The sequence below is a fragment of the Clostridia bacterium genome (genome assembly GCA_036654455.1).
Taxonomy (GTDB): domain Bacteria; phylum Bacillota; class Clostridia; order Christensenellales; family CAG-314; genus JAVVRZ01.
This window is the reverse complement of the sequence record JAVVRZ010000004.1, coordinates 1-26,697: the sequence shown is the minus strand read 5'-3', so window position 1 is coordinate 26,697 and position 26,697 is coordinate 1. Positions and strand designations below refer to the sequence as shown.

Annotated in this window: 21 protein-coding genes and 2 rRNA genes; 3 read left to right on the top strand and 20 right to left on the bottom strand. The window is 38.1% G+C overall.

All coding sequences use genetic code 11. The annotated features are described in order from the left end of the window. Nucleotides 1-5 precede the first annotated feature (5 nt). From RR062_04975 to RR062_04965, 3 genes are read right to left on the bottom strand one after another with little or no spacing between them, the layout of a single operon-like run. Nucleotides 6-1,382, bottom strand: a complete 1,377-nt coding sequence (locus tag RR062_04975) for a glucose-6-phosphate isomerase (GenBank protein MEG2027060.1) — start codon at nt 1,380-1,382, stop codon at nt 6-8. Beyond that, entirely contained in the window at nt 1,382-3,772 is a 2,391-nt protein-coding gene (locus RR062_04970) for a glycoside hydrolase family 3 C-terminal domain-containing protein (protein ID MEG2027059.1), read from the bottom strand. Before RR062_04970 ends, RR062_04975 begins: the two co-directional genes overlap by 1 nt. Nucleotides 3,773-3,796: 24 nt before the next feature. Beyond that, nucleotides 3,797-5,446 carry a phospho-sugar mutase gene (locus tag RR062_04965; GenBank protein MEG2027058.1) on the bottom strand — a complete coding sequence of 550 codons (1,650 nt, stop codon included), beginning with the start codon at nt 5,444-5,446 and terminating at the stop codon, nt 3,797-3,799. A gap of 141 nt (nt 5,447-5,587) precedes the next feature. Here RR062_04965 and RR062_04960 point away from each other — a divergent pair, with 141 nt between their 5' ends. Further along, nucleotides 5,588-7,267, top strand: coding sequence for an alpha-glucosidase (locus RR062_04960; GenBank protein ID MEG2027057.1), 1,680 nt, complete (start codon nt 5,588-5,590; stop codon nt 7,265-7,267). Between the two features lie 111 nt (nt 7,268-7,378). On the opposite strand, the gene RR062_04955 is transcribed toward RR062_04960, so the two are convergent. The 4 genes from RR062_04955 to RR062_04940 all read right to left on the bottom strand — a co-directional run bounded on the left by RR062_04955 (nt 7,379) and on the right by RR062_04940 (nt 9,904). Then, nucleotides 7,379-7,858 (bottom strand): hypothetical protein, encoded by a 480-nt coding sequence (locus RR062_04955; GenBank protein ID MEG2027056.1) that lies wholly within the window; start codon nt 7,856-7,858, stop codon nt 7,379-7,381. A gap of 3 nt (nt 7,859-7,861) precedes the next feature. Beyond that, entirely contained in the window at nt 7,862-8,863 is a 1,002-nt protein-coding gene (floA, locus tag RR062_04950; GenBank protein MEG2027055.1) for a flotillin-like protein FloA, read from the bottom strand. 26 nt (nt 8,864-8,889) lie between these two features. Then, on the bottom strand, nt 8,890-9,444 hold the full coding sequence (locus tag RR062_04945; protein ID MEG2027054.1) for an NfeD family protein: 555 nt from the start codon (nt 9,442-9,444) through the stop codon (nt 8,890-8,892). 232 nt (nt 9,445-9,676) lie between these two features. Beyond that, nucleotides 9,677-9,904: a DUF378 domain-containing protein gene (locus RR062_04940; protein ID MEG2027053.1), complete on the bottom strand. Its 228-nt coding sequence runs from the start codon at nt 9,902-9,904 to the stop codon at nt 9,677-9,679. Nucleotides 9,905-10,002: 98 nt separating this feature from the next. Here RR062_04940 and RR062_04935 point away from each other — a divergent pair, with 98 nt between their 5' ends. Then, nucleotides 10,003-10,488, top strand: coding sequence for a QueT transporter family protein (locus RR062_04935; protein MEG2027052.1), 486 nt, complete (start codon nt 10,003-10,005; stop codon nt 10,486-10,488). A gap of 98 nt (nt 10,489-10,586) precedes the next feature. On the opposite strand, the gene RR062_04930 is transcribed toward RR062_04935, so the two are convergent. The 8 genes from RR062_04930 to RR062_04895 form a co-directional block, all read right to left on the bottom strand. After that, nucleotides 10,587-11,807: a metallopeptidase TldD-related protein gene (locus RR062_04930; GenBank protein MEG2027051.1), complete on the bottom strand. Its 1,221-nt coding sequence runs from the start codon at nt 11,805-11,807 to the stop codon at nt 10,587-10,589. 12 nt (nt 11,808-11,819) lie between these two features. Continuing rightward, nucleotides 11,820-13,154 (bottom strand): TldD/PmbA family protein, encoded by a 1,335-nt coding sequence (locus RR062_04925; GenBank protein MEG2027050.1) that lies wholly within the window; start codon nt 13,152-13,154, stop codon nt 11,820-11,822. Between the two features lie 68 nt (nt 13,155-13,222). Further along, entirely contained in the window at nt 13,223-13,507 is a 285-nt protein-coding gene (locus tag RR062_04920) for a Dabb family protein (protein ID MEG2027049.1), read from the bottom strand. A gap of 3 nt (nt 13,508-13,510) precedes the next feature. After that, entirely contained in the window at nt 13,511-15,295 is a 1,785-nt protein-coding gene (pepF, locus tag RR062_04915) for an oligoendopeptidase F (protein ID MEG2027048.1), read from the bottom strand. Nucleotides 15,296-15,331: 36 nt separating this feature from the next. Next, complete coding sequence (locus RR062_04910; protein MEG2027047.1) at nt 15,332-16,201, bottom strand: UTP--glucose-1-phosphate uridylyltransferase; 870 nt, start codon at nt 16,199-16,201, stop codon at nt 15,332-15,334. Nucleotides 16,202-16,340: 139 nt separating this feature from the next. Beyond that, complete coding sequence (galE, locus tag RR062_04905) at nt 16,341-17,360, bottom strand: UDP-glucose 4-epimerase GalE (GenBank protein MEG2027046.1); 1,020 nt, start codon at nt 17,358-17,360, stop codon at nt 16,341-16,343. 139 nt (nt 17,361-17,499) lie between these two features. Next, on the bottom strand, nt 17,500-19,557 hold the full coding sequence (locus RR062_04900; protein MEG2027045.1) for an elongation factor G: 2,058 nt from the start codon (nt 19,555-19,557) through the stop codon (nt 17,500-17,502). Between the two features lie 229 nt (nt 19,558-19,786). Further along, the gene (locus RR062_04895; protein ID MEG2027044.1) at nt 19,787-20,500 is read right to left on the bottom strand and encodes an aspartate/glutamate racemase family protein; all 714 of its coding nucleotides are present in this window, start codon (nt 20,498-20,500) and stop codon (nt 19,787-19,789) included. Between the two features lie 119 nt (nt 20,501-20,619). Between RR062_04895 and rpsT the strand changes: the two genes are divergently transcribed. Further along, nucleotides 20,620-21,168 (top strand): 30S ribosomal protein S20, encoded by a 549-nt coding sequence (gene rpsT / locus RR062_04890; GenBank protein MEG2027043.1) that lies wholly within the window; start codon nt 20,620-20,622, stop codon nt 21,166-21,168. A 171-nt stretch (nt 21,169-21,339) separates the two neighbouring features. On the opposite strand, the gene RR062_04885 is transcribed toward rpsT, so the two are convergent. The 5 genes from RR062_04885 to RR062_04865 all read right to left on the bottom strand — a co-directional run. Continuing rightward, nucleotides 21,340-22,401, bottom strand: a complete 1,062-nt coding sequence (locus tag RR062_04885; GenBank protein ID MEG2027042.1) for a hypothetical protein — start codon at nt 22,399-22,401, stop codon at nt 21,340-21,342. After that, the gene (nrdR, locus tag RR062_04880) at nt 22,401-22,865 is read right to left on the bottom strand and encodes a transcriptional regulator NrdR (protein MEG2027041.1); all 465 of its coding nucleotides are present in this window, start codon (nt 22,863-22,865) and stop codon (nt 22,401-22,403) included. The genes RR062_04885 and nrdR overlap by 1 nt, the downstream gene beginning before the upstream one ends. A gap of 12 nt (nt 22,866-22,877) precedes the next feature. Beyond that, nucleotides 22,878-25,256 carry a glycoside hydrolase N-terminal domain-containing protein gene (locus RR062_04875; GenBank protein MEG2027040.1) on the bottom strand — a complete coding sequence of 793 codons (2,379 nt, stop codon included), beginning with the start codon at nt 25,254-25,256 and terminating at the stop codon, nt 22,878-22,880. A gap of 985 nt (nt 25,257-26,241) precedes the next feature. Further along, nucleotides 26,242-26,358, bottom strand: a 5S ribosomal RNA gene (gene rrf, locus RR062_04870). A 126-nt stretch (nt 26,359-26,484) separates the two neighbouring features. Beyond that, nucleotides 26,485-26,697, bottom strand: a 23S ribosomal RNA gene (locus tag RR062_04865); the annotation flags it as partial.

Below are 26,697 nucleotides of genomic sequence, written 5' to 3'. Positions count from 1 at the left end.
CTCGCTTAAATAATAAATTGTTCGTCGGGAATTACGCTAAGTTCTTTGGCTAATTCTTGGTAACCGCTTCTGCCAAATAAAGCGTAAGTTGCATTTTTGCCCCCTTCTACGCCGGGTTGATTGTAAGTATCTATATTGTAAATTGCGCCCATATAAGCAGTTTGCAACATAAACATTTGCATAAGTTGTCCTAAATAATATGCGTTTACGCAAGGCATAGTAATAGTGTAATTAAGTCTATTTGCCTTAGTTAAAGCATACCTTGTAGCTCGCATTTCGCTATCCATTAATTGATTAAGAGTTTGTCCGCATAAGAAATTAACGTCGTCAAACTCGGTCTTTTCTTCGGGAATTTTGTATACGGTATCAAACCCACATTCTAAAAACACTACGACTTTGTCGTAAGGCCCTTCGGCATAAAGCTGAACTTGGGAGTGTTGGTCGGTAACGCCTAGTGACTTAACCGGAGTTTGCCCAACGTTTACGACCTTACCCGATTTATCGACTGCTTTGCCGATAGATTCCGCCCAAAGTTGGCAAAACCAATCTGCTATATATTTAAGCTTGTCCGCATAAGGCATAAGCACGCTTATATTACAGCCTTTGTCGATAGCTTTCTTTTGAATTACTGCCGACATTAAAGCGGGATTAGTCAAAAGATTGCGAGAAGAACAAATTTTGTTCATTTCGCTTGCGCCTTTGAGTAAACTTATAATATCTATGTTGAGTACGGCAAATGGAAGTAGCCCAACGGGACTAAATACCGAGAACCTTCCGCCTACGCCTTCGGGAATATAAAATGTCTTATAAGAGTGTTCCCTAGCTAGCTTAATTAAATTGCCCTTGTTTGCCGAAGTTGTCGCTATAATATGTTTGTTATAATCCTCGCCTAAACATTGTTTAAGCAAATTTGTAACAATTAAGTATTGACTCATAGTTTCGCTAGTTGCGCCGGACTTAGTTATGCAATTAAACATTGTCTTTTTTAAGTCGATACAATCAAAAAGAGCTCGCATACGTTCGGGGTCGGCATTATCTAATACGTAAAATTTGGGCGCATTACCACGAGCTACCTTAGGCAAGTCGTTATGATATAGGTGACATAAAGCGTTAAATACCGCAATAGAGCCTAACGCCGAACCGCCTATTCCTAGCACGACAAAATAGTCAAAGTTTGATTGAACTTCCCTTGCCGTATCTAAAATGTCTTGTACGACTTGGTCTTGATTTTCCGGCAAATCCATCCACTCTTGCATACCTTTACCACGATTACTTTGAACCAAATCATAGGCAGAATACACCTCGCTAGACAATAAATCTTTTTTGTCAATACCATTTTTAACTGCGGTATCAAGCATATTTGTAAAGTCAAATTTTATCATTATTTCTCCTTACTTAGCAAATGACCTATTCCCTTAAAGAATTTTCCGTTTGCAATATAAACTAACGCTTGGCAAAATTTGCGTTTAAATACGCCCTGACTCATTGCCGTTGCATTTATAAGCGGAGTTTCAAGCGTACCCGAAATAGCCATCTTTACAGCCGGATTATGCTTAGACATACCCATACTCTTAATAGTCTGTTTAATTACAATATTAGTTATAAATCTAATAAATCTGTTTGCGCGCATATCGTAAAGCGTGTTAGAGAGGGTAAATTCGCCCTTGTGAAATTCGCCGTCCTCAATCAATGGTCTACCCAGTAATTTAACAAATTCGTCTTCGGGGATAAAGAATGTATCGCCGTTTTGCTCAAAATAACTGGGATAATCTGCCTGCATACTCGGTATGGTTTCACCCGAAACCGTAATAACCTTTGTCGCCTTAATTTGTTTAAGTCCGCCCCCTATTTGTAAGGTATATTTACCGCTAGGAACAACATAATCGCTCTTTGTTACGTCATAAAAAGCAAAACTGCGTTTGTCTAGGGTAAAAATTATCTCTTGTTCCTCGTTTGGTTCGAGCAAATCTGTCTTGGCGAAACCTTTTAATTCCCTTTTTGCTCTAATTATATCTTGACGAGGGTTAGCTATATAAAGTTGAACGACTTCTTTGCCAGAAGTAGAACCTATATTCTTCACTTTTACGCTTACAGTATAATTGTAGACATTATTTTTGTTGACGGTAAAGTCGCTATACTCAAACTGAGTATAGGACAGTCCATAACCAAAGTCAAACAATGTTGGAACATCAAATGTATCATAGTAGCGATATCCTACAAAAATACTCTCTCGATGTTCGCTACTGCGAATTTTACGATTAAAAAAGTTGTAACAAGGCACGCTTGACAATTTTTTAGGCCAGGTTTCGCTAAGTTTGCCACAAGGATTCTTTATACCATACAACAATTCGTATGTGGCTTCGCCTGCGCCCTGTCCGCATAAATACATATTTAAAATTGCGTCTATCTCGTCTACATAAGGTATTATGTAGGGAGAGCCGCCAAAAGAAACAAACACGGTCTTTTTGCCTAGCTTGGTCAACTTGCTAATAAGGTGAGATTGGGCTAGGGGCATATCTAAGTGCTCCCTATCGTAACCTTCGCTTTCGTAAATATCGGTAAGTCCGCCACAAAATACAATGATGTCGTAATCTTTGGCGGAGTTACACGCTTGCTCTATTAATTCGCTGTTAATTTCGTCGGTTGAAGCGTCGTAACCACGTGCATAACCTACGTCAATATTATTAAGTCTTAGAGTGTCAAGCAGATTAGGCGTTGGCGAAACGTGTATATGACTACTTCCTGCGCCTTGAAAACGCATATTTTTAGCCAGTTCGCCTACTACAAGAACTTTTTGTTCGGGTTTGAGAGGTAATACGTTTAAATTATTTTTAAGCAGTGTTGCGCATTCGGTAGCGGTTTCCTTAGCTAACAAATGTTGTTCGGCAAGGTCCACTACGGCTTTTTCGGTAATATCTTTTTTGCGAGCGAATACTAATTTAAGTACGTTAGCTACTGCCCTATCTATATCGCTAACATCTAGTTCGCCATTTTTGACTGCTTCGAGTAAAGCTTTTTTGGATAAACCTAGTCCGTCGGGCATTTCTAAATCCATACCGTTACGAATACACTCTACGATGTTATAAGCTGCGCCCCAATCGGACATAACCAAACCTTCGTATCCCCATTCGCCACGTAGAATATCCGTAAGCAAACGCTTATTTTGAGCGCAACTTACGCCGTTAAGCTTGTTATAAGCAGCCATAATCGAACAAGGTTTGCTATTAAGCGTAATATACTCAAAAGCTGAGAGGTATATTTCTCTTAACGCTCGTTCGTCTACAAGAGTATCAATAGTAGACCTTCTTGTTTCTTGACTATTTACGGCAAAGTGTTTAACGCAAGCGCCGACCTTTTGGCTTTGAATGCCTTCAATCCATTTGTCGGCAAGTCTACCTGTAAGAAAAGGGTCTTCGCTATAATACTCGAAATTTCTACCGCATAAAGGGTTGCGCTTGATATTTACGCCCGGCCCTAGCACTATTGAAACTTGTTCGGCACGAGCCTCCGCCCCAATAGCCGAACCAACGCTAAACGCTAAATCTCTGTCCCAACTGTTTGCAAGACTACAAGCCGTTGGATAACAAGTAGCTATGCTACTGTCGTTGATATTATCAGCAGTTGCGCTTTGCTTACGTAACCCGCAAGGGCCGTCGGTCATCATTATTTGCGGAACATAGGGTTGCTCTTGCCCCCTAGTCCACCACGAATGCAAACCGCTAAGTAGGTCGACCTTCTGTTCTATTGTAAGCTGTTGTAATAATTCGTTCATACCCCTCTTCCTCTCTCCTTAGTGTTATTTCAGTAATTCTTTTAGACAAAACTCTAACTTAGAAAATAACGCTTGGGAAATATTATTAGCGCACTTTGCAAATAGATAGAATTTAACAAGCGGTTCTGTTCCGCTTGGTCGAATAATAACTTTAATGTCGTTGCTCAATTTATAGATTAAAACATCGGCTTTTGGTAAATTAGTGTCGTTTTTGTTAAGCAAATCTGTAATAGATAGCACAGTTTGACCGCCTAAATTAGTAAGTTCAGTCGCTCTTAATTTATCAATAGCTTCTTGCCTTAGTTTAATACCTTTTGTTCCCTCGTAAACAAGGCTAAATTGTGTTTGAGAGTAATAGCCGTACTTTGAGTAAATATATTCTAGCCTATCTACCAAAGTTTGTCCTCTTTTTAGGTGGAAGGACGCCATTTCGGCAATTAACATACTTGCTAAGACTGCGTCTTTGTCACCTGCATAGTTGCCCGTAAGGTAACCGCAACTTTCTTCAAATCCTAATACAAAACGACTTTGTTGCCCTTGCCTAGTTAGCCCGTCAACGTATTCGCCAATATATTTAAATCCCGTAAGTAAATCGACGCACATTCCGTTGTAATCTTTTACTATATCTTCGACTAAGTCGGTTGTAACAATAGTTTTTATAATAATCGGGTTAGGCGACAATGTTTTATTTGCCTTTTTGCTAGAAAGAAGGTAATCGGTAAGAAGTATTCCTACTTCGTTGCCTGTAAGTCTTACGGTGCTTCCTTTGTGGGCGATAGCAACGCCGACCCTATCGCAATCGGGGTCAGTCGCTATTAAAATGTCATAGCCGTTAGACTCTAAGGACTCTATGCCGTAGGCAAGGGCTTCTTTTTTCTCGGGATTAGGCGTAGAACACGTGGTAAAGTCACCGCTAGGGTACTTTTGCGTAGACACTAGGTATAAATCAGTTAAACCCCTATTTTTTAGTACCTTAGGCACAAGTATATGTCCGCAACCATTAAGGGGCGAATAAACTACCCTTAGTCTATCTATTGTGTTAATACTTTGCGAATAAACATTATTTAAATATTCGCCTACTACATTTTTGTTAATATATTGAATGTTGCCTTTATTTAAATGATTTAGAAAGCCTTGCGTGTTGACGTTAAAACAGTCTACGGTCTTTATTATCTCAAATATCTCGTCTGCGGTTTGTTGCCCTATTTGCGCCCCGTTTGCGCCGTAAACCTTGTAACCATTATATTCTTTGCTATTATGAGAAGCGGTAATCATTACGCCTGCGTCGGCGGAAAAATGTTTAACGGCAAAAGATAAGAAAGGCGTAGGTTGTATTTCTTCGGTAAGATATACTTTTAATCCGTTATTAGCTAATACGGTAGCCGTAATTTGCGCAAACAAAAGCGAATTATGCCTGCTGTCGTAAGAAACTACAACTTCGCTTTCTAAGCCACTAAGTAAACGAATAGCAAGAGCCTGCGTGGTTTGAGCTACTGTATAAACGTTCATACAGTTTGTGCCTGCGTCCATCAGCCCCCTTAGCCCTGCCGTTCCAAATTCTATTTGCTTACAAAATGCAAAAGATTTGCGCTCCTCGTCTTGCGTCATTTGTTGCAAATTACTAATTACAGTTTGGTCGGTTGCTTTTTCACGCCAAAGTTCAAATTCAGTCATATAAACTTACCTCCTTAGTTAATTATTATAACACAAATATATATTATTTTGCAAGTAGGAAAAAAGTATTTTTTAATGTTGATATTACTAATTATGTGTGATAAAATATAAATTAGCTATTAAAGCAAAGGAGTATCAATTATGGACTATAAAAGAATGACGATTTACCAAATATACCCTCGTAGTTTTTGCGATAGCAACGGCGACGGAATTGGCGATATTAAAGGTATAATCTCTAAATTAGACTATATTAAACAACTTGGCGTTGACGCAATATGGTTTTCTCCGCTGTACTGTTCGCCTAACGCCGACTACGGCTACGATATTAGCGACTACAAAAACATAAATAGCGAATACGGCGATATGCAAGACTTTGATTTGCTTTTGGAAGAAATGCATAAACGCAACTTAAAATGTATAATGGACCTTGTAATCAATCACACAAGTAGCTCGCACGAATGGTTTAAACAAAGTAGAAGTAGCCTTACCAACCCTTACCGCAATTACTATATTTGGGCAAAGGGTCGTGGCAAAGATGGCAAAAAGCCTCCAAACAACTGGACAAGTTTCTTTATAGGCAAAGCTTGGGAATACGACGAGACGACAAAAGAATGGTATCTACATCTATTCGACGCTTGCCAACCCGACTTAAATTACTCAAACCCGGCTGTAAAACAAGAAATTAAAGATATTTTAAAATTTTGGTTAGATAAGGGCGTAGACGGTTTTAGATGCGACGTAATTAATATTATAGCAAAAGCTAAGGGTCTGCCAAACGGTAAAGCAAACATCGCCCTTGTCGGCAAAGAACACTACTTAAATCAACCCGAACTATACAATATTTTAAGAGAACTTAGAAATGACGTTCTTGACAAATATGACACTTACACCGTGGGCGAAAGCGTGCTAATCAACGTTGAAGACGCAATTAAACTAACCGACAAAAATGCTCCTCTACTCAATACCGTATTTGCTTTTGAGCAAATGAGCGCCGACAACTATTTTGGCGTAAAGCAACTAAAACGAAAATTTAGTCTTAAATATCTTAAAAATGCTCATAAACATTGGCAAAATGGTCTATTCGACAAAGGTTGGAACACAAACTATTTTGAAAATCACGACCAGGCTCGCATTGTGGGCAGATATTGTTTGGATAATGCAAAGTATAGAGAACTCGGCTCAAAAATGTTAGCTAACGTAATGTTTTTCCTATCGGGTACGCCATACGTTTATCAAGGGCAAGAAATAGGTATGACAAGCGTTCGTATGCAAAATATTGACGACTATAAAGACGTAGAGAGCCACCGTAGCTATAAACTTCTTCATAAATTTCTAACCAAAAAGTTGACTATGAAACTTGTAGCGTATTCTTCTCGTGATAACGCTCGCACGCCTATGCAATGGAATAGCTCTAAACAAGGCGGATTTAGTTCTAGCGACACAACTTGGCTAAAAGTTAACCCAAACTATAAAGAGATAAACGTAAAAAGTCAAATTGACAAACAAACAAGTCCGCTTAACTATTATAAACGCTTAATCGCTCTTAGAAAAACGCACGACGAAATGATATTTGGGACATATTCTTTAATAAATATCGGCGGTAACAAACTTTACGCTTATTTAAGAGAATTTGAGGGCAAGCGTTTAGTTGTAATCTCTAATTTTACCGTTAAAGACTACAAATTTAAGGCTACAAAATTAGGTCTTACCTACGCTTCAAGCAAATTATTTATTTCAAATTATCCCGATAGTTCGCCTTATCTATGTTCTTGTAAATTAAGAGCTTATGAAAGCGTGGTTTACGAATTGTTAGATAAATAATATATACAAATATTAAATATATTAAAGAAGTAACATTTTAAATAAAATTATTAATTAAAACAAAATTATCCGCAAGAACTAATTCTTGCGGATAATTGTTTTGTAGGTAAATTATAAGTCTTTGTATTTAGGTTGGGAAAGAGCCGAGCCTAGCACAATAGCTAAGGCTATTTGGTCGTAATCGTAGATAGTTTGTTGACCTTCTTCGGTTTCTGTCGTTTTAGTTAAAAAGCGTATGTTATTATGCTCTACGCAACCCTCAGTTTCTTGGTCGCCTAACGAACCCGAAGTATCTGGTCTAAATTCTATCGCATCGCCAGCCGAAGCGTGTCCGTGACCGCTAGCTAATCTATCAGCTACTACGCTTACCCTCATAGGCTCTCTTGTTGAAGCCGTTGGCGGAACAACGATTTTTTTAGATTTTGGCGCAATGCCCGAATGGTTTTGCGCTCTAAAATTGACCTGTCTATCGTATTTTTTACGTTCTTCCTCTTGATGGTTTTTGCGTTTAGCGTTAAGAACGCTTGCGCCTGTAATGATAAAGGCAATAACGATAAATACGAGTATAGGCATAAATATCATATAATCCATATTCTACTTCTTACTTTCTTTTGTACCGCCACTTAGAGTTTGACGCATAGCGGTGTCGGCTTGAACGTTCTCCATCTTGTAATAATCCATAACGCCTAGCCTGCCTGTACGGAAAGCTTCCGCCATAGCCTTAGGAACTTCCGCCTCTGCTTCTACTACCTTAGCTCTCATTTCTTGGGTTGCGGCTTTCATTTCTTGTTCTTTTGCAACTGCCATAGCTCTACGTTCTTCCGCCTTAGCTTGCGCAATACGCTTGTCGGCTTCGGCTTGGTCCATTTGTAATTGAGCGCCGATATTTCTACCTACGTCAATGTCGGCGATATCAATAGATAATATTTCGTAAGCAGTACCTGCGTCAAGACCTTTTCTAAGTACTGTCTTAGAGATAAGGTCGGGATTTTCAAGAACTTCCTTATGCGTTGAGGACGAACCAACAGTTGTTACAATACCCTCGCCTACACGAGCAATAATTGTTTCTTCGCCTGCGCCACCAACTAGACGACTGATATTTGCTCTAACGGTAACTCTTGCCTTTGCTCTTAACTCAATACCGTCTTTGGCAATAGCGCTAATAATAGGCGTTTCAATTACCTTAGGGTTAACAGACATCTTTACGGCGTTAAGAACGTCTCTGCCTGCTAAGTCGATTGCCTTTGCAGTTTGCGAGCTAAGTTCAATATTTGCGCTATGCGCAGATATTAAAGCGTCGACGATATTTAAAACGTTACCGCCTGCCATAATATGCGTTTCAAGTTCGTTAACTTCAATGTCTAGACCTGCTTTTTTGGAACGAATGTAAGCTTCGACTATCATTTTAAACCTAATTTTTCTTAATTTCATACCAACGAGTTGCCCCATTGATACGTGCGCCTTACTTATCAAGGCTCTAAACCACGTCCCGATTGGGAAAATAAGTAAAACTAAAAGTAAAATAACAGCAATAATAACGATTAAGGCTATTACCCAACCTTCTATTGCCGCAAATGCTAGTAAAAATTGTGCCATAATATTCCTCCTAATATGTATTTATTTTATTCGGCGGGTTCAACTACCACTCGTTGCCCCTCTACCTTAATTACCTTGATTTGACTGCCTGCCTCAATTACGCCGTTTAATGCGACTACGTCGACCGTTTCTTGGTCAAATGTGGCTATTCCAACAGGACGCAATAATGTCTTAGCAGTGCCAACCTTACCAAGTAAATTTGAGTAATCTTTTGTGCCTTCTGTAATACCGGTAGAAACCGACGTGCCGACTAAAAACATTTTTGTTTTGTCAAGTTTGCCGTTCTTGATTAATAGAGATAGGATTAAGAATGTCCCGCCGATAAGAGTTACGCCAAAGAACACCATAATAAGCAACATATATGCGTTACCATCTTGAACCATACGTATAATCATAGCGACGATAAAAGACGTAAGTCCTATAATGCCAAAAGCGCCAATGCCGGGTATAAACACTTCGATTAAGCAAAACAAGATTCCTACGACAAACAAAACAATTACGATTGTCGACATCTCCGAAAATAGTAACACAAAACTTTGCCAAAAGTTAGCGTCTGCCGAACTTGTAAAAAAACTTAGCATATTATCCTCCTTTTATAAAATCAAATTAATAGCAAAAGCTACGCACTTTACTTTATTTGTAATTATATTATAGCATAAATTTAAATATAATACAAATATTTTTTTAAACCTTGTTTTTTAATATGCGGTATAATGATAAAACTGTTAGAAATTACGCCTAAAAGAATAATCGAGCATTAAAAAAACCGCCTTTTTAACATTTAAAAAAGCGGTTTAAACTAATTAACTAAGATTAGTTTTTGGCTTGTTGGGTCTTAATGGGCATACGCACACACGACCAGATAATAAGATAGATACTTGCAACGCCTACAAGAATATAGATTGTTCGTTCTAACCAAGTCCACGTTCCCGTGATAAAGGAAACAAAGTTAAAGTTAAAGATTCCAACAACCATCCAGTTAAGGGCGCCTATTATTACTAGAATTAGCGATATAACCGAAAAAACATTAAATGTCCTCATACACTCCTCCTTATAAAGATTTATATGTATAGTATTATCTAAACAGATAATATTATGTATTAATTGCATTTTACCGTAAAATGTGTAATAATATAATTATGTCGCATCTTACAAAAATCTGTATTAGCGGAGTTATTGCCGCTCTATACGCTAGTATGACAATCGTGCTTGCGCCTATTAGCTACGGCGTAATTCAATTAAGAATAGCCGAGTGTTTTGCAATATTGCCTTCTTTAATGCCTTTTGCTACTCTTGGCGTTACGGTTGGTTGTCTTATATCAAACGTATATTTTTCTGTTATGGGTGTCTACGACATTATTTTTGGAACTTTAATCACCCTTATAGCAGGCATTTGTACCGCCGAAATTAAGAATATGTGGCTTGCCCCTATACCGCCTATTGTTCTTAATGCCGTAGGACTACCGCTTATTTGGTTGCTTAGCGGAGTTGACGCTTTCTATTGGCTTAACTGCTTGTCGATATTTATTAGTCAAGCAATTATTCTCTACGGCGTGGGCATACCTTTATATTTGCTCACAAAACGAAATATTATACCTCTATTGCTAAATAATAGCGCCGACTAAGATAACAATCGGCAAAATTGCATAAATTTTTCTAACGCTTGAAAAAAAATTAGGCTTGAAACATTAAGTTTCAAGCCTAATTAAATATAAATAAAGTTTTATTTAGTTACATTCATTAAAGCAAGCGTATAGCTTGACTTGCCATAACGACGACAAAGCGTGGAAGTTGAGCCGATATAATCTTTTCCAAAAATATCCTTGATATTACCGCTAATATTAAGATTTGGCAAACGACCGACTATCTTGCCGTTTCTATATAAATAGGCAAGTTGAACAGGGGTTGCGTAGTCGCCCGACGAAGTCATATCTCCGCCCGAAGCAATGGTTATAAGTACGGCTTCTTCGCCTGCAAGCTCGGCTAAACTTTGATTATTGCAACCTATTTCCATACCTACGTGGCTAGCTTGCGCAAGCCCGTCGTAGTCGGCGGAAGAACGTTCGGCGCAAGGCAAATTAAACTTTTGAGCAACCTTCTTGTTGCCGAGTAAGTTAGTCAAAATTCCATCCTTAATAATATAAGACTTGTAATCTTGTCCAAAACGCCCTTCGGCGTCAAAAAATGGAATACATATCTGTTCTTCTGGGTTAGAATTATAATAAAGGTTAAAATCTTGGTTGAATATTTGCTTGCCGAGCGAATCTTTAAACAGCGAAGCGCCTACGCCATACATCTCGCAAGAAAGGTGTTGCATAGCCGAATCGACAACGTTAAATCCATTAAAAATAACTTTGTGCGTTCCCTCGCTTATGTCGCAAGGAATATAATAGTTTGCGGTAAGGTCGGTAATATCGGCTACAATTTGGTCGATATCAATGTAATCAGCCTCAGCTTCGTAAAATAGGTCAAATAGATTTGCCGAACTTTTCTCTTTAAGCACAAGCGCTACTTGAATAGAATTGCCCTTGTAACTAAGACTGCTATTGCAAGAATTAGAATAATATTTCTCTAATTCGCTATAAACAATTATGTTAGAAAACATAAAGGTCGGCGCAGCTAAGGATACCCTAGACATAATTGAAGAACATATTTCAACAAAATTGTCGGGATTGATAATTGCGTTAGCAACGTCAACGTCTTTTGTGACATTTTCCGGCAATTCGCAGGGGTAAGTCATTTTGTTGTCAAGGTTAGCGATAGCTTGTTGTTCAAGTTCTGCAAGGTCAATTTCTCCTACTCCGCCGGCTATACCTATATAACCATTCTCGTAAGCTCTTACGGTTGTTAAGGTATTGACGACTTTGCGTAACGAAGTAACCTTGCTATTTGTAATATTTACCGTATAATTTGTAGATTTTGTCTTAATAATTTCTTTTTGCATAGTTTAAACTCCTTATTGTACGCTCATCTTTGACACCCTTACATAAGGCCCGCCGAAAGATACGTTTAGAGGATATTGTTCCATTTTGCCACAACCGCCGGTTACAAAAGAAAGCATCTCGGTCTTGTCGCTTAACCCGTCAATTAAACCTAGCGTTTCAAATACCGACCCGGTAATTACCGATATCTTTACGGGATTTGCAATTTTGCCGTCTTTAATCTCGTAAGAAATGGTTGGCGCTATGGTAAATTGGCTCATACCCGAACCGTGCGCAAGGTCGTAGATAAAATAACCTTCTTTAATAGTTGAAATAAGTTGTTCAAAAGTACTGTCGCCCGAACCTATATAGGTTGAGGTCATACGAACTATGGGCTCGTATTGAGCGTTCATTGCCCGTGCGTTACCGGTTAGCTCCTCTTTAAGATACACTGCGGTTTGAGAAGAATGAAGCCTGCCCGACAAAATACCGTCTTTAATTAAATATGTCCGTGTTGCCTTTGTTCCCTCGTCGTCGTAAGGCACATAGCCCGAACCTAATTCTACGCCGGTATCGCCAATGGTTAAGATATCGCTTGCGACTTTTTTACCTATCGCCCACTCTTTACGCATAGTTTCGTCGCCTAGCATAAAGTCGGCTTCGCTCTTATGTCCAAAAGATTCGTGAGCAAACACGCCTGCTACGATAGGAGAAAGCACAACGGGGAAGTTGCCTTTCTTACAAGGTTTGGCGTTAAGCAAAAAGTCTACGCCTCTGTCAACTTCTTTGGTAATAGCTTGACCTAAATTAATTAACTTGTCAAAGCTAGTTTCGCCCCTACCAAACCTGCCTGTAAATTGTTCGGTTTGGCTTGCTAAGGCGTACATAATGTTAAGCCCTGCGGTTTGATGGTCGTATTTAATGTCTGCGCCCTTGCTTGAATAAAATTCGTAAAGGCTACTACGGTCTATATACATTACAACCGATAACTTAATATAAGGCTGAGTTAAATAGTTAAAGCAATCTTTAACAAGGTCGAGTTTATCTTGCTTAGATACGTTGCGAATATTATTATCCGTAAATACAATTTTGCGGTCTTTATTTACCTCAAATTTTGCAACAACCGGATTAGAAGCTATATCTTTATTTGGTTTTGCCTGCTTGTATAGTTTGTTAAGCTCGGTTTGAACGTTACTAATCTCGCTCGTAGAAGCGTAATACCACATTATTCCGTCAAAAACTCTTATGAAAGCTCGCTTATCTTTACGCTCGATTATGCTTTCAAACACATTATTCTTAAACACTATATTTGTAGAATATCTATCTTCTATGCGAATGTCCGCATAAAACATTGGGTCGAAATTATACATTGATACCTCCTATTTTTTTTAAATTTATGCCTATTGTTAATGCCAACAAGCAATTTTAATTGATTAGATTAGAATTCGTAGTCTACCGAAACTGCCTTATCTACAACGCTATGCATAAATGCTTTGACAACATTACAATGATATTCGTTCTGTTGATATGCGTCTAGTTGCTGTTTGTCGGCTACGGTTACTTCAAGCGCAAGTTCGTAAGAACGTGGACTATGAAGAAAGTCGGGTTTTGCAGATATTTCAATAATTTGCGGTACTTTGCCTACCATAGATAACAAAATATCTTGGGCTTTTTGCTTATCGCCTGCGTTTTTAAAAGTGTAACAAACAATATGTTTAACCATAATTTATTCGTATAGCTCCTTTAATTGTTGTAACGTTTCGGCAAAAGACTGCTTAACTATGTCAAACGGAACATTGCTTGTTAGGTCAACGCCTGCAACTTTAAGCTCGCTTACCGGGTCAAGCGAACAACCTAGCGATAAGAATTGTTTGTATTTAGCTACCATTGGAGCGCCCTCTTTGAGTATTCTTTGAGCGATACATACTGCGCTTGTAATGCCTGTGCTATATTTATAAACGTAAAACGCCCTGTAAAAGTGAGGTATTCTTGCCCATTCGTATCTAATTTGTTGGTTATGCTCAACCGATGGTCCATAATACTTCTTGTTTAGTTCGTAATAGTCGTTACTTAGCACTTCGCTTGACAAAGGTTCGCCGTTCTCGCTTCTCTTGTGGGCGATATACTCAAATTCGGCAAACATTGCTTGTCTATACATAGTAGTGCGTAACATATCTAGGTAGTAAGATAGTAGATATTTCTTAATATTTACGTCTTTTTCTTTTGCAAGTAAGTAATTAAGTAGCAACACTTCGTTTACGGTTGAAGCAACTTCGGCGACAAATATTGTGTAGCCGGCTTTTGCTTGCGGTTGATTCTTTGACGAATAATGACTGTGCATTGAGTGACCTAGCTCGTGAGCGAGGGTAAATATGTCGTGCGTTGTTTCTTGATAATTTAACATTACAAAGGGGTGAACGCCGGTAACGCCCATTGAGTATGCTCCGCCACGCTTAGTTGGAGTTTCATAAACGTCAACCCAACGGTTATTGCGAGCAGTAAGTAATAGTTTGCGATAGTCTTCGCCTAAGGGAGCAAGACCTTCAAGCACCATATCAAACGCTTTTTCATAATCGACAGCTATATCGGCGTTAGCAAAGATTGGAACGTGCAAATCGTACATATTTAACTTGTCGACCTTTAATAATTTTTTGCGTAGCGCTATATATTCGTGCAAAGGTTCAAAAGAATTGTTGATGCTCTTAATTAAATTTTCATAAACGACTTTGTCGGCGTTTTCGTAGAAAGTTGCTTTCTCCATAGCCGAGTCAAATTTTCTTACCTTAGCGTAGAAAATGTCGCTCTTAACGCTACCCTCGTATATTGCCGAAATTGTATTTACTTGGTCGATATAAGCCTTATAATACCTTTCGAAGGCAAGTTTGCGAACGTTTTGGTCGGGGTGTTGCATTAAGGTTGAGTATGCGCCGTGAGAAAGTTTAACTTCCTTGCCGTCGACCATAATCGAGCCGTAGTCGAGGTCGCCGCTATCTAGACGAGAAAATGTTTCGTTAAAAAATCTGGTAACGTCGCCAGTTGAAGCTACTATGCGTTCTTGTTCTTCGCTGAGTACGTGAGGCTTATTTCTAATTAAAGCTTTTAGGCTTTCGCTATAATCGGCAAAATCTTTGTCGGCAACCATTTCGTTAAGTTCTTGGTCGGGTATTTTAGACATTTCCGGTTCTACATAAGCGAGTAGCTCCGACATCTTAGAGAGCAATGTAGATACTTTGCCATATCTTGTTTGCGAATCGGTGTTCTTGCTGTCCTCGCAATAAGTCATATAAGCGTAGCAATACAACTTTTCAATACGTTCTTCTGTAATGTCATTATTTTTATACATTTCAAGAATGGTCTTTTTGTTGTTAAGCTTGCCCTTGTATTCGGTAAACGTGGGCAGTAAAGCCAAGATTTGCTCAAATTCCTTGTCCCACGCCTCCGTTGAAACAAAAATGTCGGCTAAGTTCCATTTGTGCTGGGTAGGAATGTCGTTTCTTGTTTGATAACTCATAGATGTTCTCCTTTTTTTATAAAAATATATTACTAATTATTTATTATTTAAAGTCTTTAAGTACCTGGCAAAAGGTTCGCCTAACAAATTATCTCTAAGAGCGTATTCCACTACGGCTTCAAGATAGCCTAATTTGTCGCCTAAGTCGTAGCGTCTACCCTCAAATTCGTAAGCGTAAATGCCGACTTTGTTAGCTTGCAAGTTTATTGCATCGGTAAATTGAAGTTCGCCGTTATTTGCAGGAGTAATCTTGTCTAAGTAATTAAAAAAGTCTGGGGTAATTACGTAGCGACCTAGCGGAGCAAGCAAGCTCTTAATTTGTTGTTCGCAAGGCTTTTCAATCACTTGGTCGACTAAGTGAGCTTTTGCAAAACTTGCTACAATGTTGCAAGAGGCGTAAGCGCTAATTTGTTGACGAGTAACTTGTTGCACGCCTATTACAGTATGGTTATATTTCTCGTAGCACTCTATTAATTGGGTCGTTGCAGTCTTATTTGCGTTATATATTGCGTCGTCGCCGTTAAGAATAACGCAAGGCGAATTGTCGCAAAACTCTTTTGCAAGTTTAACCGCTTCGCCCGAGCCATTTGCAACAGACTGAAAAACATAAGAAATATTTGCTCTATCGCCTATTTCTTGTACTAATTTTGCAAGAATAGGTTTATTTTTTGCAATTAAAAAATTTTGCAAGTCTTGGTCGGGACTAAAATACTTAATTATTTGTTCTTTGTCGTGACTAATGACGATTAAAATATCCTTTATCCCCGAACTGATTACTTCGTCTACGATTAGCGAAATTGCAGGACGGTCGACAACGGCTATCATTTCTTTACTAACCGCCTTAGTGTAGGGCAAAAATCGTGTTCCACGACCTGCGGCTAATATACAAGCCTTGTTTACTGTCATAATTTACTTCCTATAATTTGTTTTAATAATTTTAATAATTTTCAATTAAATAACTCTTGCTAAATATTCTATTAAGCGACTTAGCTAAACTAACCCTTGATATGTTTGTCAATCATTTGTCAATCACAAGTTCTCAAAGTTAATTCTTTGTCTTATTGATATGAGCTAAATAATATTGATACCATTTCCAACTGTCTTTTGCCATATCAAGTAAGGTTCTTTCTGCCGTAAAACCAAGTTCTCTACGTGCCTTATCGGCTACGGCGTAGACCGAGTCAATGTCGCCTGGTCGTCTTGGCAAAAATTGATATGGAATATCCGCCTTAGTCGCTACCCTGTAAGCGTCGATTACTTCAAGCACGGAATAGCCCTTGCCAGTTCCTAAATTATATATTACACAACCGCAGTTTGTAAGCAGTTTGTCAATAACTTTAATATGCCCCTTTGCTAGGTCGCAAACGTGAATATAGTCCCTTACGCCTGTGCCGTCAGGCGTAGAATAATCGTTGCCAAATACTCTTACGTAGGGTAATTGTCGTCCTGCAACCGCAAGCACGTAGGGCGCAAGATTGTTAGGCGTATCAATAGGACACTCTCCTATTAGACCGCTAGAATGCGCTCCCAGCGGGTTAAAATACCTTAAAATTGCAACGTTAAGAGATTTGTTAGCTTTGCATATATCAATTAGTATCTGTTCGTTAAATAATTTGGTATATCCATAAGGGTTTGTACAACCTAGATTAGCTTGTTCGTCTACGGGAGTTTTGCTTGGGCTATACACCGTAGCCGAAGAAGAAAATACAAGATTTTTTACTTCAAATTGTTGCATACACGAGGCTAAATTAAGCGTGGCGATAAGGTTGACGTAGTAATATTCTTGGGGTTTTTCTACGCTTTCGCCTACTGCTTTTTTGCCTGCAAGATGTATTACCACATCGAATTTGTGTATGGAAAAAATGTACGACAACCCGTCAAGGTCACATAAATCTAATTTATAAAACGACGGACGAACCGAAGTAATTTGAGCTATTCGGTCAAGTACGGTAATGTCGCTGTTAGAGAGGTTGTCTATTATAACGACTTCGTCGCCTCTGCTTAATAATTCGACTACAATATGACTACCGATGTAGCCCGTACCGCCCGTAACCAAAATTTTCATAAACTTCTCCTTATCTTGCCATACATTATATAGTAATGTTGACTAAAAATCAATTTTTTTAAGTAAAATATAAAAACGGTAAAATTTATACAAAAAAGGGGCGTATCTAATTGCCCCTTTAAATTTTGTAAATATTAGTTTATTCTTCTTCGGTCGCGCGCTTTTTAGCGTCTTCGATAATCTTAGTAGCCGACAATGCGGGAACTTCGTCGTATCTAATAAACTCCAAAGTAAAACTGCCTCTGCCTTGCGTCATCGAACGCAGGTCGGTTGCGTATTTAGTAATTTCAGCCATAGGAACTTCGGCGGAAATAATTTGTCTACCCTGGTCAGGCTCCATACCTAGCACTCTACCACGACGCTTATTAAGGTCGCCTAAAATATCGCCCATAAAGCTCTCGGGAACAGTTACTTTAATAAGATATACCGGTTCGAGAAGAATTGGCTTTGCGTTAGGAATAGCTTCTTCGTATGCAAGTTTTGCCGCCGAAACGAAAGCGATTTCCTTACTGTCTACGGGGTGATATTTACCGTCAATTACGCTACATTTAAGGTTAATCATTGGGTAACCTGCAAGGATACCTTTTTTAACGGCTTCTTTAAGCCCCTTGTCTACTGCCGGAATAAATTGTTTGGGTATTGCTCCGCCTACGACCTTGTCGCAAAATTCGTACATACCGTCGGCTGCGCCCGCCTCAAATTCGATTGTAGCTACGCCATATTGACCTGCTCCGCCCGATTGCTTTTTGTGTTTGCCTTCGGCGGTAGCTTTGCCCTTGATTGTTTCTTTATATGCGATGCGAGGTTCTTTTAACACGGCTTCTACGCCGAATTTATTTCTTAATTTACGGCACAAAATGTCAAGTTGGTTTTCGCCTACGCCCGAAAGTAGCATTTCGTTTGTTTCAATATTTTTAACTACCGAGAAAGAAATATCCTCGTCTTTAAGTTTGGATAGTCCGGCAAAAATCTTGTCTTCTTCGCCTTTTTTTGCAGCGTAAACCGCCATTGAAAGTACGGGTGAAGGCATATTGATGGGCGGAAGGGTAAGTTCTACGCCCTCGCTAAGCACGTCGCCTGTTGTTGGCGTATTTAGTTTGCTAACTGCGCCGATGTCGCCGGCTGTGATTGTATCGGTAGGCTCTTGTTTTTTGCCTTTAACAAAATACATTGAGCTTATCTTTTCCTCGCTGTCCTTATTGGCGTTTTTAAGCATTAAACCGCTTTTTAGCGAACCACTAAGTAATTTAAAATATGTTAGTCGACCTACAAAGGGGTCTACTACGGTCTTAAATACTCTCAAAACAACAGGGCAAGTTGCGTCGCATTTGATTGTCTTGCTGTTGCCGTCGTCGTCGGTAGCTATTATTTCACGTTTGTCGGGGCTAGGTAAAAGGGAAATGATATGGTTCATTAAGTTGAATATACCCTTGTTAGAATAAGCAGCTCCGCCAAATATTGGAATTGTTACGCAATTAAGCACGCCTTGTTTAAGACCTTGCTCAACTTCTTCTTCGGTTAAATCGCCTTCTTCGAAATATTTCTCCATAAGTTTGTCGTCGCTTTCGGCGGCAGACTCAACAACTTTTGAGTGAAGCGAAGCTACTTCGTCAGCTATTGCAGAAGGCATTTCGATAGCGTTTGCTTCGTCGCTAGTTTGGTAGAATTTACCATTAAGAACGTTTGCAAAACCGCTAAATCCACCCTTAGTAATAGGAATAAATAACGGGGTAACTTTGGTTAAATAACGCTCGGTTATTGCCGAAACAGTACCTTGATAATTAGTATTCTCTTTGTCAAGACCGTTGATAAATATAATTGCGGGTATTTTGTTTGCAATACAGTAATCTATGGACTTCTCTGTGCCTACGGACATATCGCCCGAAGCCGAAGTTACGATTATAGCAGAGTCGGCAACCGAAAGAGCTTGTACTTTCTCGCCGTCAAAGTCAAAATAGCCGGGAACGTCGATAATATTAAATTTAGTTTGCCTATAAGTGCCGTTAGCTACCGATAGCGAAATAGATATTTTTTTAGCTATTTCTTCGGGGTCAAAGTCAAGCGTGCTGTTGCCGTCGTCGACTTTGCCTTGTCTGTCTATTGCCTTAGCGTTAAAAAGTATAGCTTCGGCTAGGGTGGTCTTACCCTCACCGCTGTGCCCTATAAGAGCAAAATTGCGAATGTCTTTTGCGATCATCTTTTATTCCCCTTTATCTTTAATTTATAAAACTTGCGTTACAGGTAGTTAAAAACCGCCATATAACGTGATTATACACTAAACAGCTATATTTATCAAATAGTTTAAGGTTATTTACTATTATTTTTATTATAAATAGAGGAATATTTTTAATAAATTGATTTATTTTATTTCAAGTTAAACCAAATAATACAAATAAAAGCAACAATGGCAAAGATAAAAATAAAAATTACTGTAATAACTTAACAATTTGATTGTATTTGTTGTCGTCGTGCTTGGTTAAAATAACCGAACAAGCAAATTCTTGCCTAGCCTTGCCGACTAATTGTTTAACCCTAGACGCAACCCCTAAGCTACCATCAAACACTTCGCCGATAAATGCTTGGGAAAATTCGTATTTACATAATAAAAAATGCGTGCAACCTAAGGCTACGCAGTCAAAATTATAATCTTGTTTTTCAAGTACGCTATTGATATATCTACTAATATTTTTGCTTGGCTCTTGACATTCTACCATTGAGGCAAGCTTGTCAAAAGCTACAAATTTAACGTTATCTTGGTTAAAACGCTCTTTTAAGCGTTGACTTAACGCTGTCGCCCGAGTGCTGGCGACTAAGCAATTATTAGCCGTATATTCAAGCGCTTGTTTAATTGGCGGTTCAGTGCCTACGAAAGAATAGTCTAGGTAGGTTGACCGCAGACAATCTATTGCGCAAGCCGTAATAGTATTGCAAGCTAAAACAAAACAACTTACTTGGTAATTGTTTATCAAGTAATCGATGTTTTGTTTGGCTATTTGTTGCAACTCCATAACGCTACGCTCTCCGTATGGGAAATGCAAATTATCGCAAAAATATATGTAATTTTGCTGAGGAAGTAATTTTTTTACCTTTTGGTAAACGGAGCTTCCCCCTACTCCGCTATCAATTATAACAATGCTCACGCTATATACTATGTATAAGCAAACTAAATAATAATTATTAGCTAAAATTGTTGTCAAATATTGTAATTTGTGATAAAATTACAAGGCTAAATAAGAAATTAAAGGGTAAGGAGTAGAAAATGCCTAACATTAAATCCGCAGAAAAGAGAGTTTCTGTTTCAAACAAGAAAAAACTTGAAAATCAAATGGTTCGTTCGCAAATGAACACCGCAATCAAAAAATTTAACGCAGCTATTTCTAGTAGCGACCTTGAACTTGCTAAGAAATTATTGCCTATCGCCGAAAGCAAAATCGACGGCGCAGCAACTAAGGGCGTTATCCACAAAAATTGCGCTAACCGCAAAAAATCACAAGTTAGTAAAGCTTTGTATCAACTTGTAAACGGCATTGTCGTAATCAAGATTGACGCTAAGACACAAAAGCAAGCCGAGCAAAAGGCTGCCGCAGTCAAAAAAGCCGAAGAACAAGCCACAATTAAGGCGACTATTAACGACGCAAGAAAGGCAAAAGAAGCTGCAAAAGTTCCTGCTCCCAAAAAGTCCGCTAAGCCTGTCGCTAGTCCGGTTAAGAAGACTGAGGAAAAGAAAGAAACAGCCAAAAAAGCTCCAAAGAAAGTTGCTAAGCCAGTTGAGCAACCTGTCGACGAGCCTACCGACGAGATTAAATAATTAACGGTTAATTTTACTACAAAAATCAACTCCACTACTGTGTAGTGGAGTTTTTGTTGCATTTTTTTAATTTAAGTAATATTAAATTTGTTCGTTTTTTTAATTTAAGTAATATTGAATATGTTCGTTTTTTTAATTTAAGTAATATTGAAATAGTTATTAAATTAATCTTTATTTAATAATGATGTTGTCAAGGTCATTTGCGTCGATATAGTTTACTTCTCCTTGTAGAGCCAAACTATTTAGGTATTTATTTTCAAGCGGCAACCAAACTTCATTGTATTGTTTTAACCCCTCTTGCCCGTCACGCAAGGTTATTCGCTGTTGTTGAACGTATTTATCTACGCTAAACAAGAAAATTTGGTCGTAATTTTTAATTAACGTTGGGTGAAGCGAATAAACCCCCTCTACGATGTTGATATTTGACGGCGGTAGGGAAATATTTGTGAAAGTTTGGGTATGGCAATCAAAACTTTGGTAGCCTACGACTTGTCCCTGTCTAATAGAATGTAGCAACTCTTGTAATTTTTCGTAATTAATGTTGCCACCTATTTCAGCTAGTCGCTCCTTCGTTTTTAGGCTTTGAGGCAAAAAGAAATTGTCGGTATGGAACAAATTGCAACGACTGCCAAAATAATTCTTAATTATACCTGCCGTTGTGGTTTTTCCGCTTGCCGAACAACCCTCAAACGCCACTACTACCGTGCCTTTTTTGTCGGCTATGCCCTCGATAATTTCAATTACCTTATAAAGTTGCCAAAGTTTGCTATCGATTACTCTATAATGCGGTTGATAATTTTTGCTGTAAGCCATTGAGTGCGACAAAGCGTAAGGCGACTTTTTATAATTAATTAAAAATGCCTTGGTTGCGTTTAAAGATAAATTTATTTTTTTACTTTGAATTAAATCAAGCAAAATATCAAATTTTTGACAAATAGATTCTTGATTGCCTTCGAGGCTACTTAAACAAAACATATTTGCAAGAATTGAAAATTTTACGCCTTTATACAAACAATCTTGCAAGTCTACCCTTACAAGATTGCTGGAAATTGGCATTGTCGGTTTGATTTGCGGTGTAAGATTTCGACATTCTTCTTCAATGCCTTGAAGAATTACATCGTAATTAGGGTTAAAATGCGCGCCGAATTCGCTTTGATAAATTAATTTAACAAAGTCGTCTATGCGCATAAGCGGATATTTATTGTAATGTTTTAGTAAAATATCTACAAACATTATATCTTTTTTTCAGGTTCAAAAATTTTTGTCATTTCTTGAATAAAAGTTGCGCTGTCTTTAAATTGTCTATACACTGAGGCAAAACGAATGTAAGCGACCTCGTCTATGCTTTTAAGACCCTCCATAACAAGCTCGCCGATACGCTTGCTTGTAACTTCTTGTTCTAGCGAATTAAAAAGTTGCTTTTGTATGTCTTCTACAAGACTATCGACTTGACGCATTGCGACAGGTCGTTTTTCACAGGCTTTTATAATACCATTTTTAAGCTTATTTTTGTCAAAAGGTTGGCGTACTCCGCTATTTTTGATTACTAATATAGGCGTAGTCTCTATCGTTTCGAAAGTCGTAAAACGCCTTCCGCAGCCTTCGCACTCCCTACGACGGCGAATAGCGTTGCCTTCTTCGATTGACCTAGAATCAACAACCTTGCTTTCTTCACAACCGCAAAATAAACATTTCATAATCATTCCTTCTTATTTGTTGGGCTTAAACGCAAAATTTAAGCTAATTGACTTTCCTGCGGATAGTTCTATATTGTCGATAGTATCTTTTTCAACGTCAAATATTAGTTTAGTCGCCGATTTAAGAAGTTTTTTTGTTCCATCGGGTAAAATTAGATTAAATACGCTAGCTTTTCTAGCTTTAATATCTACTTGCAAGGTCGACTTAGAACTGTTATATGCGATAGAAACTTCACAACTATTTACCGAAAGCAAATTATCGGCTTTAAAACTGCCCCATTCCGTTGGCATACAAGGCAAGATATAGATAGAATTTTGAGAAGTCCTAAGCAACATATTTTGAATAGCGGAAGCTATTATTATATTGCTTTGTAATTGCATCGGGGCATAAATTTCATTACCACACACGCCCATACCACGCCAGTCATTAAGGGTTAGGGCAAGATTTGACATACTACAACCTCTAACCACGTTGGCGATTGCTTCTTGCGCTAGTTTCTTTTGATTTAATTTGACAAAGGCAAGCGCAAGCATAGATAAATTATAAGAATTTTGCTTATTAGGTTCGCAAAACTTAGCTTTTGCCGTTTGAAGTAGGTCGTTTGCAAGGTCGCTAGCAGTTTCGGCGTTATCAACCTCGTAAAGCGTAGAAATATTGGTAATTTGGGTTGATTTAACGTCGCAGTCAAGAAAGTCTTTAATCTCTCCGCCGGGTGAAAGTTGCCTTTTGGGCAAGGCGTTAAGTAAGGTTTGCCACGAATCAATCTCGGCTAAGAATAGTTTGCTTTCTTTGCACCCCTCGATTAAGTCGGTAAGAACTTCTTTGCATAAAACAAAGTCTATATATGCGTTTTTAGCTATTGGGTAATCTTGCGAGGCGGAAATGCTTGTAAAGGTTGATTCCGGCAAACACGACGGCGTAGATAGTACGCTACCATCTTTTAAAATTTTAAAATAATCTTGATAAAATACCGCAACCTCACGCAAAAAGGGCAAATACCTAGTTTTAAAAAATTTGGCATTGCCGGTTAACAAATAATATTGCTTGTAAAGTCTTGCGGTAAGCCCGGCGCAACCTGTAAAATGTATTGCGTTTGGCTCAATCGAGCCTAGCCTACCCGTATTTGTCGCAAGGATTGTTGGAATAAATATACCCCGACAATTAAATAATCTTATCGCATTATCTTTAAATTCGCCTAAATGTTCGTCTAAAAAATTAAATATAGATTCGGCAAGCGGTAACAAATTTGTTTGCACGGCAAAGTTGTAGACTTCTTGTATAGCGCCAGAATAAAGCATAGCCGAACGATAAGGGCGGAAGCTACCGCTCCAAAGTCCGTAAGGATTAAACAATCTACCGTGTTCGTTGGTCGAACAAATTAGCAAATATCTTGCGTATTTATATTCTTTTTCAATCAAATCGGTAGAAATATCTTGCTTTTTAACATTTTCAATTAAAACATCAGTTATTTGGTCTTCGGTATCTTCAAAGCTGAGGGTTGAAGAAGAATATAACTTTTGGTGTATGGTGGTGTGTTGTTTTAATAATTTGTCATAAGGGTCTTTAAGCAAACTAAGTTCTTGTTTAAGACGGGTAAACTCTTTTTCGTATGCGCTTTTAACAAATACTTTAAGATAAATGATTATTGAATTTGCGCCCGAAATACGAATACCTTGATCGGTAACTGTTAAATTACCGCCGTAATGATTAAGTTTTGCAACTGCGCCGTAGTCTGCTCCGTCGTCGTTACGAGCCGTGTAATACATAAAATAACGGTCGTATTTGGTTCTAACGCCCTGCGGAAGATTAGAAAAGCTGTTTGGAGTGCGACTATTGTAAGCGTCCTGCGTTTCTAGGCTAAATTCGTAGTCCAACAATTTACTTCCGCCCGTCTTAGTTATTTCGTAGACAATAGTGTCATTTGCCCTAGAAACAAATAAATTGCGGTTGGTTCTAGTTTGACCATCAATATAAGTAACCGTTACTTCGGCGTTGTTCATATTAAGACTGCGTAGGAATTCTTTTGGACTACGCTCTAACAACGTAGTAGCTTTAAGCACGCATAGAGGGAAGGAATAGAAGTGTTGCGGACGGAAATTTTTGCTTGCAAGAGCCCTCGTGTAAACGTCGCCGACCTCAATATATTGCCCGGACTCGACAAGTTGACGAGCTTGAACTAACTTTGCGCTTACGTCGGGAACAACATTTATTCGACCTTGCCACAATAAATCTGCGTGGGTAATAAGAACTTTTTCACAGCTTGCGCCACCGCAAACATTTGCGCCAATTACTCCGTTGCCTACAAAATACCCTTCTCGCCAAGTTTCTCCCCACCAAGCCGCAGGATTTTGCGAAGATATTATATTAGACTGCTTTTTTACCGTTGCCATACACTCTCCTTATGCAGTTAAAAAGAAAAATACTTATATATTTTATTTTTTAGCGTCTTAAATAGTGTTTAAACGCTCAAAAAAAATAATATTAGCTTTCATTTCATTGATATTAATAGATTGTAACAAAATAAACTTAGTTTGTCTATGCTTTTATTTATTTTTTACTATTATTTTTACTTATTGTTTAAAATTTTATGTTTTTGTCCTTTAAAAAAAAGAACTTGCAAGCAGTTTAACCGTTTGGACTTTTTACAAGGCATAAAAGAATAATTTTAAAGCAAATTAAGTCTTATGGAGCTTATAAAAAAGACTTAAAACGCTGTAACAAAAAATGTATGGCAAAATAAGCCCATAAGAAGCCCTACAACAGCCAAAAGCTAAATATATACTCTCTACCGACCGAAATAATCTCGCCGTGTAGAACTTCGTAATTTGACAAAAACTTTGCGAAATATCTAAATTTAAAGATAGAACTTAAAGGAAAATTTACATTTATAACAAATATTTAAAAAAATATAATTATATAGACAATTACAAATGATAAAAATAAATATTAATTAAATAACTGATAGATATTGCTTATTATAATAAAAGGTAGCAAAAAATATTTACGCAAAAATAAGGCTACGAGATAAATAATAACGACAAGTGAAATTGGAAATGTTCGAGATAAAAAGTGACGAAACGCAGGCCTATATAAAAAAATAATAAAGTCAAGAAGTATCGACATAACAAGAAAATATAAAATAATAATGGAACATTGTTGGTAACGAAAAATGGGCATAAAAAACAACTTAGACCGTAACAAAAAAAGAAATAAAATATAATGGAACATAGGTGGTAACAAAAACGCAAGTTACAAAAAAACTACTTAGGCCGCAATAAAAAGACGAAATAAAAAATAATGAGATATCGGTGGTAACGAAAAAACGGGCATAAAAAAACGCAAGAGTATTTATAAAATACTCTTGCGCCTTGTTGGATGCGGCAGCTTCTTATCTTCCCGGGCAGTTACCCGCCAAGTATTGTCAGCGTTGAGAAGCTTAACTTCTGTGTTCGGTATGAGAACAGGTGGATCCTTCTCGCTATAACCACCGCAATGGTTATTATTAACGGCCAAATAGCCGTAGGATAATCTATTAAAGGGAACATTGACAACTGCATAGTTCAATAACAAAAGCGTAAAAGAAATAATTTGTATAAGGTCTAAGAATCACATATAAATGTGATCAAGCCCTCGACCTATTAGTATCAGTCAGCTACGCGCATTACTGCGCTTACACCTCTGACCTATCAACCTTGTTGTCTACAAGGGGTCTTACTATCTTATGATATGGGATATCTTATCTTAAGGTGGGTTTCACGCTTAGATGCTTTCAGCGTTTATCCCGTCCGTACTTCGCTACCCAGCAATGCTTCTGGCGAAACAACTGGTGCA

Excerpts from the sequence above, each read along its gene's own strand:
- RR062_04945 (MEG2027054.1), bottom strand. The coding sequence starts at position 9,444 with ATGCTAAGTTTTTTTACAAGTTCGGCAGACGCTAACTTTTGGCAAAGT.
- RR062_04925 (MEG2027050.1), bottom strand. The coding sequence starts at position 13,154 with ATGTATAATTTCGACCCAATGTTTTATGCGGACATTCGCATAGAAGAT.
- RR062_04935 (MEG2027052.1), top strand. The coding sequence starts at position 10,003 with ATGTCGCATCTTACAAAAATCTGTATTAGCGGAGTTATTGCCGCTCTA.
- RR062_04930 (MEG2027051.1), bottom strand. The coding sequence starts at position 11,807 with ATGCAAAAAGAAATTATTAAGACAAAATCTACAAATTATACGGTAAAT.
- galE (MEG2027046.1), bottom strand. The coding sequence starts at position 17,360 with ATGAAAATTTTGGTTACGGGCGGTACGGGCTACATCGGTAGTCATATT.
- rpsT (MEG2027043.1), top strand. The coding sequence starts at position 20,620 with ATGCCTAACATTAAATCCGCAGAAAAGAGAGTTTCTGTTTCAAACAAG.
- RR062_04875 (MEG2027040.1), bottom strand. The coding sequence starts at position 25,256 with ATGGCAACGGTAAAAAAGCAGTCTAATATAATATCTTCGCAAAATCCT.
- RR062_04910 (MEG2027047.1), bottom strand. The coding sequence starts at position 16,201 with ATGACAGTAAACAAGGCTTGTATATTAGCCGCAGGTCGTGGAACACGA.
- RR062_04920 (MEG2027049.1), bottom strand. The coding sequence starts at position 13,507 with ATGGTTAAACATATTGTTTGTTACACTTTTAAAAACGCAGGCGATAAG.
- floA (MEG2027055.1), bottom strand. The coding sequence starts at position 8,863 with ATGGCACAATTTTTACTAGCATTTGCGGCAATAGAAGGTTGGGTAATA.
- RR062_04970 (MEG2027059.1), bottom strand. The coding sequence starts at position 3,772 with ATGAACGAATTATTACAACAGCTTACAATAGAACAGAAGGTCGACCTA.
- RR062_04885 (MEG2027042.1), bottom strand. The coding sequence starts at position 22,401 with ATGTTTGTAGATATTTTACTAAAACATTACAATAAATATCCGCTTATG.
- RR062_04955 (MEG2027056.1), bottom strand. The coding sequence starts at position 7,858 with ATGGATTATATGATATTTATGCCTATACTCGTATTTATCGTTATTGCC.
- RR062_04965 (MEG2027058.1), bottom strand. The coding sequence starts at position 5,446 with ATGACTGAATTTGAACTTTGGCGTGAAAAAGCAACCGACCAAACTGTA.
- RR062_04940 (MEG2027053.1), bottom strand. The coding sequence starts at position 9,904 with ATGAGGACATTTAATGTTTTTTCGGTTATATCGCTAATTCTAGTAATA.
- pepF (MEG2027048.1), bottom strand. The coding sequence starts at position 15,295 with ATGAGTTATCAAACAAGAAACGACATTCCTACCCAGCACAAATGGAAC.
- RR062_04960 (MEG2027057.1), top strand. The coding sequence starts at position 5,588 with ATGGACTATAAAAGAATGACGATTTACCAAATATACCCTCGTAGTTTT.
- nrdR (MEG2027041.1), bottom strand. The coding sequence starts at position 22,865 with ATGAAATGTTTATTTTGCGGTTGTGAAGAAAGCAAGGTTGTTGATTCT.
- RR062_04975 (MEG2027060.1), bottom strand. The coding sequence starts at position 1,382 with ATGATAAAATTTGACTTTACAAATATGCTTGATACCGCAGTTAAAAAT.
- RR062_04900 (MEG2027045.1), bottom strand. The coding sequence starts at position 19,557 with ATGATCGCAAAAGACATTCGCAATTTTGCTCTTATAGGGCACAGCGGT.